The 17,989-nt window shown below is 73.1% G+C and carries 17 protein-coding genes and 1 pseudogene; 8 read left to right on the top strand and 10 right to left on the bottom strand.

Annotated elements, in window-relative coordinates; all coding sequences use genetic code 11:
• Positions 1–61: 61 nt before the first annotated feature.
• Together ACWCPF_RS33630 and ACWCPF_RS33625 are read left to right on the top strand one after the other, a co-directional pair.
• Positions 62–1,567, top strand: coding sequence for a metallophosphoesterase family protein (locus ACWCPF_RS33630; RefSeq protein WP_451048880.1), 1,506 nt, complete (start codon positions 62–64; stop codon positions 1,565–1,567).
• A gap of 118 nt (positions 1,568–1,685) precedes the next feature.
• Positions 1,686–2,714 carry an LLM class flavin-dependent oxidoreductase gene (locus ACWCPF_RS33625; protein ID WP_451048949.1) on the top strand — a complete coding sequence of 343 codons (1,029 nt, stop codon included), beginning with the start codon at positions 1,686–1,688 and terminating at the stop codon, positions 2,712–2,714.
• A gap of 3 nt (positions 2,715–2,717) precedes the next feature.
• Here the strand turns inward: ACWCPF_RS33625 and ACWCPF_RS33620 are convergent, their stop codons facing one another.
• The gene (locus ACWCPF_RS33620) at positions 2,718–3,686 is read right to left on the bottom strand and encodes a TauD/TfdA dioxygenase family protein (protein WP_451048879.1); all 969 of its coding nucleotides are present in this window, start codon (positions 3,684–3,686) and stop codon (positions 2,718–2,720) included.
• A gap of 119 nt (positions 3,687–3,805) precedes the next feature.
• Here ACWCPF_RS33620 and ACWCPF_RS33615 point away from each other — a divergent pair, with 119 nt between their 5' ends.
• Positions 3,806–4,636, top strand: coding sequence for an aldo/keto reductase (locus ACWCPF_RS33615; protein ID WP_451048878.1), 831 nt, complete (start codon positions 3,806–3,808; stop codon positions 4,634–4,636).
• Positions 4,637–4,653: 17 nt separating this feature from the next.
• On the opposite strand, the gene ACWCPF_RS33610 is transcribed toward ACWCPF_RS33615, so the two are convergent.
• The 3 genes from ACWCPF_RS33610 to ACWCPF_RS33600 all read right to left on the bottom strand — a co-directional run bounded on the left by ACWCPF_RS33610 (position 4,654) and on the right by ACWCPF_RS33600 (position 7,957).
• On the bottom strand, positions 4,654–7,005 hold the full coding sequence (locus tag ACWCPF_RS33610; RefSeq protein WP_451048948.1) for a SpoIIE family protein phosphatase: 2,352 nt from the start codon (positions 7,003–7,005) through the stop codon (positions 4,654–4,656).
• An 86-nt stretch (positions 7,006–7,091) separates the two neighbouring features.
• Positions 7,092–7,559, bottom strand: coding sequence for a peroxiredoxin (locus tag ACWCPF_RS33605; RefSeq protein WP_451048877.1), 468 nt, complete (start codon positions 7,557–7,559; stop codon positions 7,092–7,094).
• On the bottom strand, positions 7,556–7,957 hold the full coding sequence (locus ACWCPF_RS33600; RefSeq protein ID WP_451048876.1) for a DoxX family protein: 402 nt from the start codon (positions 7,955–7,957) through the stop codon (positions 7,556–7,558). Before ACWCPF_RS33600 ends, ACWCPF_RS33605 begins: the two co-directional genes overlap by 4 nt.
• 355 nt (positions 7,958–8,312) lie before the next feature.
• Between ACWCPF_RS33600 and ACWCPF_RS33595 the strand changes: the two genes are divergently transcribed.
• Positions 8,313–8,843, top strand: coding sequence for a hypothetical protein (locus ACWCPF_RS33595; protein WP_451048875.1), 531 nt, complete (start codon positions 8,313–8,315; stop codon positions 8,841–8,843).
• Here ACWCPF_RS33595 and ACWCPF_RS33590 read toward each other — a convergent pair.
• From ACWCPF_RS33590 to ACWCPF_RS33565, 6 genes are all read right to left on the bottom strand, one after another.
• Positions 8,798–9,310 (bottom strand): MarR family winged helix-turn-helix transcriptional regulator, encoded by a 513-nt coding sequence (locus ACWCPF_RS33590; RefSeq protein ID WP_451048874.1) that lies wholly within the window; start codon positions 9,308–9,310, stop codon positions 8,798–8,800. The two genes, ACWCPF_RS33595 and ACWCPF_RS33590, sit on opposite strands and share 46 nt — an antisense overlap.
• Positions 9,311–9,517: 207 nt before the next feature.
• Entirely contained in the window at positions 9,518–10,690 is a 1,173-nt protein-coding gene (locus ACWCPF_RS33585) for an NAD(P)/FAD-dependent oxidoreductase (RefSeq protein WP_451048873.1), read from the bottom strand.
• Entirely contained in the window at positions 10,687–10,890 is a 204-nt protein-coding gene (locus ACWCPF_RS33580) for a ferredoxin (protein ID WP_363171689.1), read from the bottom strand. Before ACWCPF_RS33580 ends, ACWCPF_RS33585 begins: the two co-directional genes overlap by 4 nt.
• Positions 10,891–10,961: 71 nt before the next feature.
• On the bottom strand, positions 10,962–12,194 hold the full coding sequence (locus ACWCPF_RS33575; protein WP_451048872.1) for a cytochrome P450: 1,233 nt from the start codon (positions 12,192–12,194) through the stop codon (positions 10,962–10,964).
• 335 nt (positions 12,195–12,529) lie between these two features.
• A complete protein-coding gene (locus ACWCPF_RS33570) occupies positions 12,530–13,276 on the bottom strand; it encodes a response regulator transcription factor (RefSeq protein ID WP_451048871.1) in 747 nt (248 codons plus the stop codon).
• A gap of 178 nt (positions 13,277–13,454) precedes the next feature.
• Positions 13,455–13,973, bottom strand: a complete 519-nt coding sequence (locus ACWCPF_RS33565; RefSeq protein WP_451048870.1) for a MarR family winged helix-turn-helix transcriptional regulator — start codon at positions 13,971–13,973, stop codon at positions 13,455–13,457.
• Positions 13,974–14,388: 415 nt separating this feature from the next.
• Between ACWCPF_RS33565 and ACWCPF_RS33560 the strand changes: the two genes are divergently transcribed.
• The 4 genes and pseudogenes from ACWCPF_RS33560 to ACWCPF_RS33545 form a co-directional block, all read left to right on the top strand.
• Positions 14,389–15,330 (top strand): SGNH/GDSL hydrolase family protein, encoded by a 942-nt coding sequence (locus ACWCPF_RS33560; RefSeq protein WP_451048869.1) that lies wholly within the window; start codon positions 14,389–14,391, stop codon positions 15,328–15,330.
• 100 nt (positions 15,331–15,430) lie between these two features.
• Complete coding sequence (locus ACWCPF_RS33555; RefSeq protein ID WP_451048868.1) at positions 15,431–16,471, top strand: zinc-dependent alcohol dehydrogenase; 1,041 nt, start codon at positions 15,431–15,433, stop codon at positions 16,469–16,471.
• A gap of 134 nt (positions 16,472–16,605) precedes the next feature.
• Complete coding sequence (locus ACWCPF_RS33550) at positions 16,606–17,781, top strand: histidine kinase (protein ID WP_451048867.1); 1,176 nt, start codon at positions 16,606–16,608, stop codon at positions 17,779–17,781.
• A gap of 50 nt (positions 17,782–17,831) precedes the next feature.
• Positions 17,832–17,957 (top strand): annotated as a pseudogene (locus tag ACWCPF_RS33545) (response regulator transcription factor); the annotation flags it as partial.
• Positions 17,958–17,989 lie beyond the last annotated feature (32 nt).

Below are 17,989 nucleotides of genomic sequence, written 5' to 3'. Positions count from 1 at the left end.
CAGCTGTCCTCACCGCCCACCCGGGTCCTGGCATGTTCGCGATGATTGCTACGGTGCACCGGTGTCTGACTCCTCACGCGATACCGCCGAAGGCGCCGGCTGGGGCGGCGCCGACCGAGGCGCGTACCAGCGGCTCATGCCGGCCGAGGTCGAGAAGATCTCGTGGCTGAACCCCCGGACCCTGTGGGCCGCCCGCAACGGCGTGCTCGCCTCCTGGTTCGGCGACCCGACGGGCCGTACCCGCGCCCGGTGGGTCGCCCAGCGGGCGGCTGCGGGCGCCCCCGCCGACAAGGTGATCCGACGCACCGACCCGGACCACTTCTCCTTCATGGTCATCGGCGACACGGGCGAGGGCGACGATCCCCAGTACGCCGTCGTGCCGGGCTTTCTGAGGGCGAGTCAGGGAACGTCCTTCGCGGTCCTCGCCAGTGACGTCATCTACCCGGTGGGCAGCGCCGACGACTACGGCAGCAAGTTCTTCCGCCCGTACCGCGACTACCAGGCCCCCATCTACGCGATACCGGGCAACCACGACTGGTACGAGGACCTCGGCGCGTTCATGCGGGTCTTCTGCGACGACGCCCCCGCCCTGCCCGCCGAGCCCGCGCCGCGCCTGTTCAGCCGCGCCCGGCTGCGCTCGTGGCTGTGGCACCGACCGAGCGCCCGGGACGGCGAACGCCTCGCCGAGGCACGGGAGTTACGGTCGGCATCGGGCCAACGGGCCGCGCAGCCCGGGCCGTACTGGGCGATCGACACCGGACCGGTGCGGATCATAGGCATCGACACCGGGCTCCTGGGCTCCCTCGACGCCGAACAGGGCGCATGGCTGCGCGAGGTGTCGCAGGGGCCGCGGCCGAAGATCCTGATCACCGGCTCGCCGCTGTACGTCGACGGCGAGCACCACCCGTGCCCCATCGACGGGGGCGGCACCGTCGACGACATCGTCAGCGCGCCCGAGCACCGCTATGTGGCGGCGATCGGCGGCGACATCCACAACTACCAGCGCTACCCGGTGCGGTTGGCGGACGGCCGGACGCTCCAGTACGTCGTCTCGGGCGGCGGCGGCGCCTTCATGCACGCCACGCACACCATCCCGCGCGTGTCCGTCGCCGGCGTGACGGAGGAGGACTTCCGCTGCTATCCGCTGCGCGGCGACTCCCTGGCCTTCTACAGCGGGCTCTACGGCCGACGGCTGCGACTGCGCCGCTTCTTCTCCCTCACCGCGGCGCAGAGCCAGGCGGTCGTCGCCGAGCGGCTGGGCATCCCGCCGACGCGCACCCCGGGTCCGGAGGTGAAGGTGACGCGGCGGATCCGGCTCGTCGCCGGCCTGCTGGGCACCGGGAGCCGCCCGGAGCGCCGCAGACGCTTCCGGCTGCCCGTGCGGAAGATCTACACCCAGCTCTTCTCGCCGAGCTCGGCCACCTACAGCCCGCCGTTCTTCAAGTGCTTCCTGCGGCTGGACGTCTCACCGGAGTCGGTCCGGCTGCGCTGTTTCGCGGCCACCGGGAATCTCGCGCAGGAGCTGAACCCGCCGGTCGAGGACGACGTCACCATCCCGCTCGGCTGACGCCACCCGGGACGGCGCGGGAGAACGGCACGGGGAATGCCGCGCGGCCCGTACGACTTGTACGAGCTGTAGACCGTACGCAGTGACGCCGAACGTGCCGCGCACCATGGAGGAGCTCTTGTCGTCGACCTCACGCCCCTTGCGCAAGCTGGGCTTCCTCACCATCGGACTGTTCGACGGGGACGACCCGGCCCGAGGCCACGAGACCACGCTGGAGATCATCGAGCTGGGCGAGCGGCTCGGCTTCGACAGCGCCTGGGTGCGCCATCGCCATCTGCAGTACGGCATCTCCTCCCCCGTCGCCGTCCTGGCCGCCGCCTCGCAGCGCACCCGCCGCATCGAGCTGGGCACCGCGGTCATCCCGCTGGGCTGGGAGAACCCGCTGCGCCTCGCGGAGGATCTCGCCACGGTCGACGTCCTGTCCGGGGGCCGGCTCAACCCGGGGGTGAGCGTGGGCCCGCCGATGCACTACGACCAGGTCAAGGAGGCCCTGTACCCGGACACGGCCGACGCCGAGGACTTCAGTTTCGAGCGGGTGCGGCGGCTGCTGGACCTGGTGCGCGGCAAGTCCGCCTCCGACTTCAGCGGGGTGGAGGGCTTCGAGGTGTTCTCCGACCGGGTCCAGCCGCACTCGCCCGGCCTGGGCCGCCGCCTCTGGTACGGCGGGGGCAGCCTGCGCTCGGCGCAGTGGGCAGGCGAGCACGGGATGAACTTCCTGACCAGCAGCGTCGTCAAGGCCGAAGGGCCCGACGACACCCGGGACTTCGCGGAGATCCAGCTCTCGCACGTGCGCGCCTTCCGCGCCGCGCACCCCGACGGCGAGGCCGCCCGGGTCTCCCAGGGCCTGGTGGTCATCCCCACCGACTCCGCCTCGCCCGAACAGCGCGCGAAGTACGAGGAGTTCGCCGCCAAACGACTGCCGCGCACCGCCGCCCCGCAGGGCCCGGCGCGGCTGCTGTTCGCGCCGGACCTGGTCGGCACCTCGGCCGAGATCGCCGAACGCCTGCACGCGCACGCCGCGTTCCGGGAGATCGACGAGGTCGCCTTCGCGCTGCCGTTCACCTTCGACCACGAGGACTATGTGCAGATCCTCACCGACATGGCGACGAAGCTCGGCCCGGCGCTCGGCCGGCAGCCGAGCGCCTGAGGTTCACCAGCGACCGGGCTCCGTCCCCGTCACCGGCTCCGACGGCCTGCCGTCCACGCCGACGGGGACGTCGCCGGCGAGCATCACCCGGTGCATGGTGCGCGGGAAACCCAGGTGGGCGCTGTCGCCGGGGGCGAGATGCATCGTCGCGCGGTTGTCCCAGAAGGCCACGCTGCCCGGTTCCCAGCGGAAGCGCACCGTGTACTCGGGGCGGGTCGCCTCCTCCAGGAGCAGGTCCAGGATCGCCCGGCTCTCGGCGCGCGAGAGGCCGGTGATCTGCTCGACGTAGTAGCCGTTGACGTACAGCACCCGCTCGCCGGTCTCCGGGTGGACGCGGACCAGCGGGTGCACCGAGGCGACCTGGTGGTCCAGGAGGTGACGCAGATACGCGTCGTCGCCGAGGCGTGGCTGGTAGCCGACGCCGAGCCGGTGCTCGGCGCGCAGCCCGGCGGTGAACTCCCGCAGCGGCGCGGAGAGTCCGGCGTACGCGGCGGCCAGGTTGGACCAGGTCGTGTCGCCGCCGTAGGGCGGCACGGTCTCGGCGCGCAGGATCGTCGCGGCCGGCGGGTCGACGCGGGCGCCGTGGTCGCAGTGCCAGCCGCGCAGGAGGGTGTGCCGGCGGCGGCGGAGCCACTCCTCGTGCTCCATGCCGAACTTCCCGCCCAGTTCCAGCCGGTCGGCGGTCGTCTCGATCTCCGGGAAGTCCGGCGGCGAGGCGCTGCCACGCTTGCGCGGGACGACGGGTTCGCCGAACCGGCGGGCGAACGCCACCTGCCCCGCGTGGTCGAGGCGCTGGCCGCGGAAGAACACCACCTTCCAGCGCAGCACCGCCGCCCTGATCGCGGCGACCTGGGCGTCGTCGAGGCCGGCGGCCAGGTCGACGCCGTCGATCTCGGCGCCTATGTGCCCGGCGACCGGATTCACCGCCACTGCGGCCGACTCCGTCACCCGGCCGTCGAAGTCCGTCGTCATGCCCGCTCCGCTCGCTCGTCGTGGCTCGTCCGAAGCCACCCCTGCCCGGGTGTCCGGTTGATCAATCCGCCCCCCGTCCCCGAGGCTGGGGAACGACACAGTCGAGGGAAGGTCCCATCGTGATCAACATCCCGCAGCACACGCTCAACGACGGCACGCAGCTCCCGGCCCTGGGTCTGGGCACCTGGCCGATGGACGACGCGGAGGCGGAGCAGGGGGTGGCCGAGGCGCTCGGCCTCGGCTATCGACTCGTCGACACGGCGACGAACTACCGCAACGAGACCGGGGTCGGCCTGGGCGTGGCCCGCAGCGGAGTGGCGCGCGAGGAGCTCGTGGTCACCACGAAACTGCCCGGCCGCCACCACGGGTACGAGGAGACGCTCGCGTCCTTCGAGGAGTCCCGTCGGCGGCTCGGCCTCGACTACGTGGACCTGTATCTGATCCACTGGCCGCTCCCCCGGGTCGACCGGTTCGTCGACTCCTGGCGGGCCATGATCAAGCTGCGCGAGGAGGGTCTGGTCCGGTCGATCGGCGTCTCCAACTTCACCGCCGCGCACATCGAGCGGCTGGAGGAGGAGACCGGCGTCCTGCCGTCCGTCAACCAGATCGAGCTGCACCCGCTGTTCCCCCAGGACGAGCTGCGCGCCTTCCACGAGGCCAAGGGCGTGCGCACGGAGAGCTGGAGCCCGCTGGGCCGCGGTTCGGCGCTGCTCCAGGATCCGGCCGTGGTGTCGGTCTCCGAGGCGCTGGGCGTGACCCCCGGCCAGGTGGTGCTGCGCTGGCACGTCCAGCTCGGCCTGGTGCCGATCCCGAAGTCGTCGAGCCCCGAACGCCGGCGCGCCAATCTCGACGTCTTCGGCTTCGAGCTCGGCCCGGCGCAGCTGGCGGCGATCACGGCGCGGGCGCACCGGCGGCTGGGCGGCGACCCCGAGGTGCACGAGGAGTTCTGAGCGTTCGCGCCGCCGGCTCACTCGGGTGCCAGCGGCTGCTCCGCCCAGATCGTCTTGCCCCGGCCCGTCTGCCGGCTGCCCCAGCGCTGGGTGAGCTGCGCGACGAGCAGCAGGCCGCGCCCGCCCTCGTCGAAGGCGTGGGCGCGGCGCAGGTGGGGTGAGGTGGAGCTGCCGTCGGACACCTCGCAGATGAGGGTGCGATCGCGGATCAGGCGGAGCTGGACGGGGGCCGCGCCGTAGCGGATGGCGTTGGTGACGAGTTCGCTGACGACGAGTTCGGTGACGAAGGCGGCCTCCTGAAGTCCCCAGGCGGCGAGTTGCTCGGTGGCGGCCTGTCGGGTGGCGGCCACCTGGGCGGGGTCCGGGGTGACGTCCCAGGTGGCGACCCGGTCCGTGCCGAGGGCGTGGGTGCGGGCGAGCAGCAGCGCGACGTCGTCGCCGGGCTCCTCCGGCAGGACCGCCTTGAGGACGCTGTCGCACAGGGCGTCGAGGGTGGCGGCGGACGCGGTGAGGGCGCTGCACAGTTCGCCGGTGGCGCGGTCGACGTCCCGGTCGCGGTCCTCGATGAGGCCGTCCGTGTAGAGGGCGAGGACCGATCCCTCGGGCAGTTCCAGCTCGACGGCCTCGAAGGGCAGTCCGCCGACGCCGAGCGGCGGTCCGGGAGTCATGTCGAGCAGTCGGGTGGTGCCGTCGGGCAGGACGAGGGCCGGCGCGGGGTGGCCGGCCGCGGCGGCGGTGAGGCGGCGGCTGACGGGGTCGTAGACCGCGTAGAGGCAGGTCGCGCCGAGTTCGGCGACCTCTTCGCCGCTCTCGCCGCCTTCGTCGTAGGCCGCCAGGTGGGTGACGAGGTCGTCGAGGTGGGTGAGGAGTTCGTCGGGCGGCAGGTCCACGTCGGCGAGGGTGCGCACGGCCATGCAGAGCCGTCCCATGGTCGCCGAGGAGGGGATGCCGTGTCCGACGACGTCGCCGACGACGAGGGCGACCCGGCTGCCGGAGAGCGGGATGACGTCGAACCAGTCGCCGCCGATGCCGGCCGTGGAGCCGCTGGGCAGATAGCGGTGGGCCACGTCGACGGCGGCCTGTCCGGCCAGGCCGCGGGGCAGCAGGCTGTTCTGGAGGGCGAGCGCGGTGGTGCGCTCGCGGGCGAAGCGGCGGGCGTTGTCGATGCAGACGGCGGCCCGGCTGGCAAGCTCCGCGGCGAAGACGGCGTCGTCGTCCTCGTAGTCGTCGGGGTGGGCCATGCGGATGCCGACCAGGACGCCGAGGACGGTGCCGCGGGCCCGCAGCGGCACGGAGATCATCGAGTGGACGCCGCGGCGGTAGCGGCCGCCCTCGGGAGCGCGCGCGTCGCGTTCGGCGAGCCAGCGCATGAAGTCGGGCTCGCCCGCCCGGCTGAGGATCGCGTGCCCTTCCCGCAGGGCGCGGGCGGGCGGGCTGAACGGCGGATGGCTGTCGGTGTCGCCGAGGTGGACCGCGGCCTCGGGGGTGCCGTCGCGGACGGAGCCGTGGGCGACGCGGCGCAGCACGATCTCGCCGTCGGGCACCGGGGGCGGCTCGTCCGTGCCGAGGACCCATTCGAGGAGGTCCACGGCGGCGAAGTCGGCGAACTGCGGGACGAGCAGCTCGATGACCTCCTCGGCGGTGCGCACCACGTCGAGGGTGGTGCCGATGGAGACGGCCGCCTCGTTGAGCAGGGCCAGGCGCTGGCGGGCCAGATACTGTTCGGTGCTGTCGAAGGCCGCCAGGGCGACGCCGGCGACCTCCCCGGAGGCGTCCCGCACGGGCCACATCTCGGTGGTCCAGGCGTGTTCCCGGTTGAGGGAGGGCGCGCCGGTCCAGCTCTCGTAGCGCACCGGGCGGCCGGTCTCGGCGACCTGGCGCAGATGCCAGTTGAAGCCCTTGCTGTGCTCGGCCTCCTCGATGGTGTCGGGGAAGTAGCGGCCCAGCAGGACGTCCTCGGCGACGCCCATGACCCGGCAGGCGACCTCGTTGAGGCGCAGGTAGCGCTGCCGGGGGTCGAAGACGGACATGGACATGGAGGCCTGCTGGAAGGCGCGTCCGGCGAGGGTCGGCTCCGGGGCGGCGGGCCGTTCGGCGGTGAGCGTCCAGCCGATGGGAGCGCCGTCGGGGCCGAGGGTCGGGCAGGCGGTGACGGCGAGGGCGACGGGGTGGCCGTCGCGGTGGCGCACGACGACGGGGCCGGTCCACTGGCCGGCCCGACGTCGTGGCAGCTTCTCGGCGAGCAGGTCGACCGCGGCCCGCCCCACGGCCTCCTGGGCCGCATGGCCCGTCAGCAGACGGGCACCCTCGCTCCAGCCCGTCACGATGCCGCGCGCATCGACGACCGCCGCAGCGACGACATGCTCCATGTCGTCCATGTCGTCCAGAATGGTCCCTTTGGCCCGGTGCATCAACCGCGCCGGGGCCGGGCCGGGCGGGGTCAGGCCGGGCCGGGTCAGGCCCGGTGGGCCCGTACGGCGTCGAGGGCGCGGTCGGCGTGGGTGTTCATCCGCAGCTCGCTGCGCACGACGTCCAGGACGGTGCGGTCCTGCCCGATGACGAAGGTGACCCGCTTGGTGGGGGCCAGGGAGAAGCCGCGCTTCACGCCGAACCGTTCCCGCACCGCGCCGTCCGCGTCGGACAGCAGCGGCATGCCGAGGGTGTGCCGGCCGGCGAACTCCTGCTGACGGTCGACGGTGTCCCCGCTGATGCCGACCGGGCGGGCGCCGACGGCGGCGAACTCGGCGGCCAGGTCACGGAAGTGGCAGGCCTCGGCGGTGCAGCCGGGGGTGAGGGCGGCGGGGTAGAAGAAGAGGACCACCGGTCCGTCGGCGAGCAGTTCGGTGAGGCTGCGCACCGTGCCGGTCTCGTCCGGCAGCGCGAAGTCGTCGACGAGGTCGCCGGTCTGCAGAGCCTTGGTCATGCCCGTCCCTCCAGGGGGTTCGCGGTGGTGGCGGTGCGGTCGGCGACGCTGCGGGCCCACAGCACGAGCGGCGCCTGCAGGGGGAGGCGGCCGATGGCGGCGGCCTTGAGCGGGGTGGGACGGTGCCGCCAGTCCCAGGCCATCTTGACGTTGGCGGGGAAGACGCCGACGAAGAACGCGGCCGTGGCGAGCGCGGCCGGTTTCCTGGTCCGCGGCCACGCCACTCCGGCCGCCAGCGCGAGTTCGGCGACGCCGCTGGCGTACGTCCAGGCCCTGGGCGAGCCCGGCAGCGCCCGGGGGACGATCGCGTCGAACGGGCGCGGCACGGCGATGTGGGCCGCCCCCATGCCGGCCAGCAGGCCTGCCAGCAGCAGGGGTGAGCGTTCGGACCGGGGCACGGTTCCTCCTCTGATGACCTGGGGCCAGAGATTACTGGAGGGTAGGCGGCGGTCCGGCGGCGGGGTCCCGGGCCGGGCGCTCCCCAACTCGCCCCTGGTGGCGGCCGGGTGTGTACCCATGCGGAGGACGAGCCGCAGCGGTGGGCGACCGTGGTGACGGCAGTGTCGTCGGCCGGCAGGCGCAGGGCGCGGTAGAGCCGGGACGGGGTGCGCCACTGGGGAAGGTCATACCGAACTCGCGCCGAAAGAGGCGCCTGAGGATGCGTCCGCCGGCGCCGACCGCCGCGCCGAGGACTGCGAGGGTGCGCTGGTCGGCCGGGGCGACTGGCCGGCGTTCCTGCGGCTGTCGGGGGCCGTGGGGTGCCGCTGCTCGGTCGTCTTCGTCGGCCTGAGCGCGTTCGTCTCGCTGTACGTGCGGGAGCGCACCGGCGCTGGGGAGACCGCCGGTACGGCCGCGCTGTGCGGGCGGTGCGGTGCGGTGCGGTGCGGTGGGGACGCTGGCCGGGAGCCGGCCGGCCGAGCGGCAGGGGCGGCTCACGTCGTCCGCCGCTCGTACGGGGTCACGCTGCTCGCGGTCGCGGGCGTGCTCCTCATGCCCGGTGGGCCGCTGTACCTCTTCGTGGCCCTGGCCTCGGCGGGGCTGTACGTGCCGTTCTCGCTGCACGTGACGCTGGGCCAGGGCTGTCCGCCCCGGCGCGTCGGCACCGCCAGCGCCGTCACCCCGGGGCTGACGGTGAGCGTGGGCGGCGCGGCGGCGGCCCCGGCGATCGGGCTGCTCACCCTGCTGCTGCCTCCCGGCGGCGCGGTCTGCGCGAGCCCGCGCCGGTCCCGGGGCCCCGGTCAGGCGGTGACGGGGGGCTGCTCCGGCTCGTCCTCGACCGCGTAGGAGAGGAAGTCGTCGACCATGCGGTGGAAGAGGGCGGCGAGCTGGCCCAGCTCCTCGGGGGACCACTCGGACAGCGCCAGCTGCATCCCTCGGGCGCCCGCGTCCCGGACCCGGTCGACGGCGGCGCGGCCGGCCTCGGTGAGCTGGATCCGCTGGGCCCGGCCGTCGTCGGGGTCGGGGACGCGGGTGACGTACCCGGACTTCTGGAGCTGCTGCACCGTGCGGGTCACATGGGAGGCCTCCACGCCCAGGCGCTGGGCCAGCTCACCGGGCCGCAGCGGCTCGGTGTCGGCGACCTGCCGCAGCAGGGCGACTGCGGCGCGGTCCAGCGGGACTCCGGCCATCGACATCAGCCGGTCGTGCTGGCGGGCGCGGGTGCTCAGATAGGTGATGCGCGTGAGCGCGCGCTCGATCTCGATCACTTCCGGAGTGGCGACGGAGGGCAGGGGGAGCGGTTCGGTGGACATGCGACCCACTTTACCATCTTGTTGCGTAACTCAAGTAATTTACTGCCTCCGCCGTGCCCGGCACGGGTGCCCGCCCGTCGGCCAAGCGCTCCGCTGGAAGTGCCGCGATGTGCCGTCGATTGACTGCGGCGCCATCGTGGCCGGTCGCGCCGTTCCTCGCACCCCTTCAGGGCGCTGCCGAACCGCCGCCGACTTCGCCCGACCCGCTCAGGCCGGGACGGGGACGCTGTCGCCCCAGGCCGCGCCGGCCGCGATCGTCTGACGCCACGCCCGGATCGCCTTCGGCGGCATCCCGACCGCGAGCGCCCCGCTCACCCGGTCGCCGGTGCGGTACACGGCCACGAACCGGCGTTCGGCGAGATCGCCCTCGACGACGGCCACCTCGTCGTGGCCGCGCAGGAACCCGTACGCCTGGATCTTCATGTCGTACTGGTCCGACCAGAAGTACGGCACCGGTGCGAAGGGCTTGCGCGCCGCGGCAGGGGCGAGCAGGTTGCGGGCGGCGGCCATGCCCTGTTCGGCCGCGTTGGTGCGGTGCTCGATCCGCATCGACGTCCCGAACAGCGGGTTGTGCCAGCGGGCCACGTCCCCCGCGGCGTACACCCGCTGCGCGGCCTCCAGGTACGGGTCGCAGACCACGCCGTCGCCCACCGTCAGCCCACTGCCGGCCAGCCAGTCGGTGTTGGGCGTGGAGCCGATCGCGACGAGCACCTCGTCGGCCTCGACGAGCTCGCCGTCGCCGAGCCGCACCCCGTCCTCGGTCACCTCGGTCACGGTGACCCCGCAGCGCAGGTCGACCCCGCGGTCGAGGTGGGCCCTCGACAGGACCCGTCCGACCTGCTCCCCGACCGCGTGGGCCAGCGGCACCTCAGCCGGTTCCAGGAGCGTGACCTCCGCCCCGAGCCGCCAGGCGACGGCCGCCGCCTCCGCGCCGAGGAAGCCCGCGCCCACGACGACCAGCCGCCGTCCGGGCGTCAGCCGTTCCCGCAGGGTGAGCGCGTCCTCCAGGGTGCGCAGCACGTGCGCGCCCTCGCCGGGCAGCCGGCGCGGCCGGACCCCGGTGGCGAGGATCAGCCCGTCGTAGGGCGCGTCGGTCCCGTCGGCCAGCCGCACCACGCGTCCGGCCGGATCGAGTCCGGTGGCCGCCACGCCGAGCCGCAGGTCGAGGTCTAGGGCGGCGAGGTCGCCGGCCGGGCGCAGCTGGAGCCGGTGCTCCTCCCATGCGGAGGCAAGCACCTGCTTGGACAGCGGCGGCCGGTCGTACGGGAGGTGCGGTTCGTCCCCGATCAGGGTGAGGGGGCCGGTGTGGCCCTCGCGGCGGAGGGTCTCGACCGCGGCGAGTCCGGCGGCCGAGGCGCCGACGACGACGATCCGGTTCACTGCTCGACCAGCCGGATCGCGGCCGCGGGACAGACGGCGACGGCCTCGCGGACGTCGTCGAGGAGTTCGGACGCGGGCCGCTCCTCCAGCAGGATCGCGATGCCGTCGTCGTCCTGATCGAAGACCTGCATGGCGGCGACCACGCACTGCCCCGAGGCGACGCACTTGTCGGCTTCCAGCTCCACCTTGACGGCACTCATGGGATGTCCCTTCTTCATGTTCTTCACGGTCTGTTGTGGGGGTGTTGGGGGTGTCTCGGGACGGGAAGCCGTCACCAGGTCACGGGCAGGGCGTGGACGCCGTAGATGAAGGCGTCGTGCTTGAAGCGGACGTCGTCCGGCGAGCCGGCCGGCCGCAGGGTGGGGATGCGCTTGTAGAGCGTGCCGTAGACGACCTGGAGCTCCATGCGGGCCAGCGGCTGGCCCAGGCACTGGTGGACGCCGAAGCCGAAGGCGACATGGCGGCGGGCGTCGCGCGTGAGGTCGAGCCGGTCGGGGTCGGGGAAGACCGCGGGGTCCCGGTTGGCGATCTCGTTGGCCAGGATGAGGCCTTCGCCGGCCTTGACGACCTGTCCGGCGATCTCGATGTCCGCAACGGCTGCGCGCCGCCGGCCCAGGTGGGTGATGTGCAGATAGCGCAGCAGTTCCTCGACCGCGGAGGCGACGAGCCTGGGGTCGTCGCCGTCGCGGAGCAGGGCGAGCTGGTCGGGGTTCCGGAGGAGGGCGAGCGTGCCGAGGGCGATCATGTTCGCGGTCGTCTCGTGTCCCGCGATCAGCAGGAGGAGCGCCATCTCGGTCGCCTCCCGGTGGTCGATCTCACCGGCGGTGATGCGTCCGGCGATGCTCGACAGCAGGTCGTCGCGCGGGTCGGCGAGCCGTTTGCCGATGAGCGCGGCGAGGTAGCCGGCCACTTCGCGGCCGGCCTGTCCGCGCTGTTCGGGGGTGGCGTCCCGGTGGACCATCGTCTTGGTGTTGTCCTGGAAGAAGGCGTGGTCGTCGTAGGGCACGCCGAGCAGTTCGCAGATCACCAGCGAGGGGATCGGGAGGGCGAACGCCTCCACCAGGTCCACCGGTTTGGGACCGGCCAGCAGGTCGTCGATCAGCTCGTCCACGATGCGCTGGACGGTGGGGCGCAGGGCCTCGACCTTCTTGATGGCGAACGGCGCCGTCACCATCCGGCGCAGCCGGGCGTGTTCGGGGTCGTCCATCATGATGAAGCTGAGCTTGCCCTCGCCGCCCTCGGGACTGGCCTTGGTCGGATAGCCGGGGCTGTCGGTGTCCGCGCTGACCCGGGGGTCGCCGAGGACGGCCCGCTGTTCGGCGTAGCGGGTGACGAGCCATGACTCGCTGCCGTCCCAGAGCCGCACCTTCGTCAGGGGCGCCTGTTGCTGCAGTTCCTTGAGGGCGGGTGGGGGGTCGAAGGGGCAGCGGGCGGCCCGGGGCATCGGGAACTCGGGTACGGCGTCGGGGACTTCGGGGGCCGCGCCGGTCAGGGTTTCGGCCATGGGCTCTCCTCGGTGGTGGGGGGCTCCGGGAGGCCGGAGCACCGGGGGGAAGGGGTCGAGGCCTCGATGAGCACATGCAAACAGAGGGGGCTGACGCCTTCCGGTCAGTTACCTGACAGACACCTGACGTGGCATGGATCACATGGGGAGTTGAAGTTCGCCGCGCGTACGAAACGTTTCCTCAACTCACCTGCAGAGACTGCCGATTGTGCCGATCACGGTAAGTTCGCCAGGAATGCGACCGGGCGGCGGCGCAGCTCTCACACGCCGCAGCCTCACAGCACCGCCCGTCACTCGTCGGCGCACGGCGTCTTCAGCGCGTGCACCGTCGGGTCTCAGCCGTCGTCGTCCGCCTTTCCCAGCCAGTAGCCGAAGCCCCGGCGTGTGTGGATGAGCACGGGCGCGTCGCGGTCCACCTTGCGCCGGAGCCGGGAGACGAGTTGCTCGATCGCGTTGTCGCCCCGAAAGTCGCCCCAGACATACCGGCTGATCTGCTCCTTCGACAGCACCCGGTGCGCGTTGACGAGGAGATGGCGCAGCAGGCGGTACTCGGCGGGCGTCAGGTCGAGGCCGCGGGCGCCGCGCCGGGCCCGGCACAGGGTGTCGTCCAGGACCAGATCGCCGTAGGCCGGGGCCCGGTCCGGGCCGCGGCCCGGAGAGGCGGCGCGCAACAGCAACTGCATACGGGTGAGCACCTCGGCCACCCGGAAGGGCTTGGTGACGTAGTCCTTCTCCCCCAGGCCGAGTTCGGGCAGCAGACGGCCGAGGGAGTCGTAGGCGGTGAGATACAGGACCGGCGGCCGATGGACGATCACCGGACGGCCCCCCGCGCCCAGCCCGGCCAGATCCGGCAGATCGGCGTCGACGACCAGCAGGTCGAACCGGAGCGCGTCGAGGTGGACCAGCGCCTCGACCGCCGCGCCCGTGAGGGTGATCCGGTACCCGGCCAACTCCAGAGTGGTGGCGAGCAGTTCGGCGATGGCCGGCTCGCCGGCGACGACCAGGACATGCTGTCCGGCGCCACGGGCGAGGGCCGGTTTCCCACTCGCATAGGACGTTTTCTCACGCGCGTCGCTGTACATGGCCGCAGCCGTTCGTCGGGGACTCTGATTCGGGGCGGGGTTGAGGCTCGGGTTCACGTTCGGGTTCAGGTTCGGGCTCGGGTTCGGGTTCGGGGGTGACCGTCCCGGGAGGTCGGTCTCGCCCATGCGGTCCGCGAGGCCGAACCGTCGGTCGTCACACCCTGGTTGACGCCGGTCGTCACGCCCTGGTTGACGCATCGCCCGCATCGGACCCACGCCTTTCGCCGTCAGGATCGTCGAACGCGTCCACCAGGCGGTGGAACAGGTCGGCGAGCCGCCGCAGTTCGGACGGCGACCAGTCGGCCAGAACCAGTTGCATGCCCCGGGCGCCCGCGTCGCCCAACCGCGCCACCGCGTCCTCACCGAGCGGGGTGAGGCGGACGCGCCGGGCGCGACTGTCCTCGGGATCGGCGACCCGGGTCACATAGCCCGCCTTCTGCAGCCGCTGCACCTGCCGGGTGACATGGGAGGCCCGGACGGCGAGCACCTGGGCGAGCTCCCCCGGGCGCAGGGGGTCGTGGTCGGCGATCCTGCGCAGCATCGCCACGGCCGCCCGGTCGAGCGGCACGCCCGCCATGGCGACCAGCCGGTCGTGCTGCCGCGCACGGACGCTCAGATAGGCCACCTGGGTGAGGGCCCGCTCCATCTCGACCGCCGCGGGCGAGGCGGGGAGCACTGCGGGCGGTACGGGGGACATGACACTCACCCTACCTTTCTACTTGCCTGACTCAAGTAAATCTCGGCGTTTGCTTGACTCAAGTAATCCAGATGTGTTTGCCTAACTCAAGCAATCCTGCACGGCACCGACCAGAACCACACCGAGAACCACACCGAGAAACCGAACCGAGAACCACACCGCACAGACCGGAGCCGCCTTGAGCGGGAGGCAGGCTCCCGGCGCCGAACCCGTGGGGACGGGGATCGGCGCTGTCCCCGGGCCCGGCAGCCGGCTCACTCCCCCCGACCGGCGCCGGGTCCCGGGACCCCCTTTTCCACCCCTTCCACCCCTCCACGCCCGCTCGGCCGCCCCGGCCGTCTCTCCCCCGGCCGAGCAGGGCTCCCGTCCGGAGTCCCGCGGCGTGGATCACCCGGGACGACAGACAGGACCTCCCATGAAGACCTCGGTACGAGCCGCGCTGGCCGGGGCGCTCGCCTGCGGCGTGCTGACCACCGTGATCGTGGTCGGACGACCCGGCGACAGCCCCGAGTCCGACCCGCCGAGCGGCCCCTACGTCGCGCTGGGCGACTCCTACACCGCCGGCCCCGAGATCCCCGGCCAGAACGGCAGCCCGGCCGGCTGCGAGCGCTCGGACCGCAACTACCCGGCGCTCGTCGCCCGCCGGCTGGGCCTGACCGCCGCCGACTTCCGTGACGTCAGCTGCAGCGGAGCGACCCTCGCCGACCTGACCGCCGCCCAGTCCACGGACCGGGGCACCAACCCGGCGCAGCTGTCCGCCCTGTCGGACCGCACCCGGCTGGTCACCCTCGGCATGGGCGGCAACGACATCGGCTTCGCCTCGCTGGTGAAGACCTGTGTGAAGTCGGGTGTGCTCACCTTCGCGCTGAAGAGCCTGAAGGTCGGAGCCGGGGACGCGGAGGGCGCGGGGGACGCGCCGTGCCGTGCCCGGTACGTCTCCGACGGCGCCGACGAGATCCGGCAGCGGATCCGCGCGGCGGACGAGCGGCTGGCGAAGGCCCTGGCCGAGGTCGAGCGGCGGGCGCCGAAGGCCCGGGTCTATGTCGTCGGCTACCCGGCGATCCTGCCGCCGCACACCACCGGCTGCGGCGCCGAGATGGGGCTCGCCGCAGGTGACATCGGCTATCTGCACGAGAAGGAGCAGCAGCTGAACACGATGCTGCGCGAGCGGGCCGAGAAGGCGGGCGTCGGCTACGTCGACACCTACTCCCCCTCGGTCGGGCGGGACGCCTGCGCCGACCGGCAGGTGCGCTGGATCGAGCCGCTCGTGCCGTTCGCCCCGGCCGCCTCCGTCCACCCCAACGAACGCGGGGAGCAGGGAATGGCGAAGGCCGTCCTGAACACTCTCGGCGCCTGACCTCCCACCGATGCCCGAACCGCCGATACCGATACAGATACCGATCACCACACCCGGTACCCACACCGATCCCGATATCCGATACCCGAAAGAGGCCCACATGAGCACGATGAAGTCCGTCCGGACCGGCGGCGTCGACAAGATCGAGGTCGTGGACGTCGAACGACCGACGCCCGGTCCCAAGGACGCCCTCGTCCGGATCCGCGCCTGCGGCATCTGTGGCACCGACGTCACCTTCCTGCACATGGGCGGCATGCCCGCCCGCGCCCACCTGGGCGGCGAGCTGGTCCCCGTGCCGCTCGGCCACGAGCCGGCCGGCGAGGTGGTGGAGGTCGGCGCCGAGGTGCAGGGCCTCGAGGTGGGCGACCGCGTGGTCGTCAATCCGCAGGACGCGCCCACCGGCATCATCGGCTGCGGCGGAAAGTTCGGCGGGATGAGCGAGTACCTGCTGATCGAGAACGCGGAGGTCGGCAGGAGCGTCGCCGTCTTCCCCGACTCCGTGCCGTTCGACGTGGCCTCCCTCAACGAGCCGATGGCCGTGTCCCGGCACGCCGTCAACCGCTCCGGGGCGGGGCCCGACGACAAGGTCGTCGTGTTCGGCGCCGGGCCGATCGGTCTGGGCGCGGCGATCTGGCTGAAGCTGCGCGGTGTGCGGCACGTGGTCGTCGCGGACGTCATCCCGTCGCGGCTGGAGAAGGCGCTGGCCGTGGGTGCGGACGCCGTCGTCAACTCCGCCGAGGAGGACGTGGCCGCGCGGCTGACCGAGCTGCACGGCCAAAGCGCCAACGCCCTCGGCCAGCCCCGGCCGGGCACCGACATCTTCATCGACGCGGCCGGCGCGCCCGCCGTGTTCAACACCGTGGTGCAGTCGGCGAAGTGGCACGCGAAGCTGGTCATGGTGGCCGTGCAGAAGAAGGGCGAGATCGACCTCGGCGGCATGCTCCGCAGCGAGCTGACCCTGGTCGCCTCGCAGGGCTACCCGACCGAGATCTTCGAGGTGACCCCGGAACTGGTCGAGCACCAGGAGCGGTTCGCCCAGCTGATCAGCCATCGCGTCCCGTTCGCCGAGGCCGAGCACGCCTTCGAGCTGGCCCGGACGCCGGGCGCGGCCGAGAAGATCGTCGTCACGCTGGACGACTGACTGACGCGCCGCCGCACTCGCCGCGAGGCGTCGCCGTTCTTCGTCGGCGGCGCCTCCGTGGCCGGTCGCTGCCGAACCGCAGGGGATCTCCTCCGCCCCGCTCTCCTGCTCCTCATCACCGGAAACGGCACTCCATGCGCGCAACCCTGCGACAGGCGGCGCGGGCCACGGTCCACCTCTTCCTGGCCGCGGTCATGGCCTTCGGGTCGTACCTCTTCATCACCGTCCTGCTGATCGCCGCCACCGGCGCGGTCGCGGTCGTCGGGATCTGGCTGCTGCCCGAGACCGTGCTGCTGATCCGCCGGATCGCCGGGGCCAAGCGGCGGTTGACGGCCCGCCGGACCGGCCGGGAGATCCCGGAGGCGTACCGGCCGATCACCGGGCCGGTGCGCGAGCGGGTGCGGACGGCCGTCACGGACCCCGGGACGCTGACCGACGTCCGCTGGCTGGCGGCGTACTACGCCTACGGCTGGCTGACGGTGCTGATGCTGCCCCTGTGGCCGGCTGGGCTCGTCGTCGACGGTGTGTGGAGCGGGCTGCTGGGGCGCGAGGCGCTCGTCCTGCCGTGGCTCGTCCGGCTCGCGGACCTGGAGGCGGGCTGGTCGGCCGCCCTGCTGCGGCCCTCCCCCAAGGCGCTGCTGGCGAAGCGGGTCGAGCAGCTCACCGCGACCCGGGCGGACGCGGTCGCCGCGCACGGCGCCGAACTGCGCCGGATCGAACGGGATCTGCACGACGGCGCGCAGGCCCGTCTCGTCGCGCTCTCCATGCGGATCGGGCTGGCCCAGCGGGCGTACGGGGCCGACCCGGAGGCGGCGCGCAAGCTGCTCTCCGACGCGCAGGACCAGGCCGAGGAGGCGCTGACGGAGCTGCGGCACGTGGTGCGCGGCATCCATCCGCCGATCCTCACCGACCGGGGGCTGGTGGGAGCCGTCCGGGCCCTCGCGGCCGGCAGCGGCCTCAGGGTGACCGTCCAGGCGGACGACCCCGCGGACGGGCCGACGGAGGGCGCGGCGGACGGACCCCGGGCGCCGGCCGCCGTGGAGGCGGCCGCCTACTTCGTGATCGCCGAGGCGCTGACCAACGCCGCGAAGTACAGCGGCTGCGACCGGGCGGAGGTCGTGCTGGCCCGCACCCGGACCGGCCTCGGCGTGCGGGTGCGCGACGAGGGGTGCGGCGGGGCCGACGAGAGCGCGGGCTCGGGATTGCTGGGCATGCGGCGCCGGGTCGCCGCGCTCGACGGGACGGTACGGGTGAGCAGCCCCGTGGGCGGGCCGACGGTGATCGAGGTCGACCTGCCGTGCGTGTGGTGAGCGGCGCCCCGTCGGGCCTTCCCGACGCGAAGTGCGGCCCGAGCCCCGACCTCGTCGTCAGCCCGCTCACGGTCCGCACCCATGTCCACCGCGCCATGACGAAACTCGGCGCCCGCGACCGCGCCCAGCTGGTCGTCGTCGCCTACCGGACGGGCCTGGTCCAGGCGCCCCCGCCGCCGACCGGCGGGAGCAGACGGCTCGTCGGGCA

The sequence above is a fragment of the Streptomyces sp. NPDC001858 genome (genome assembly GCF_053594615.1).
Note: the sequence above shows the minus strand (reverse complement) of the source record. Positions and strands in the feature narration are given on the sequence as shown.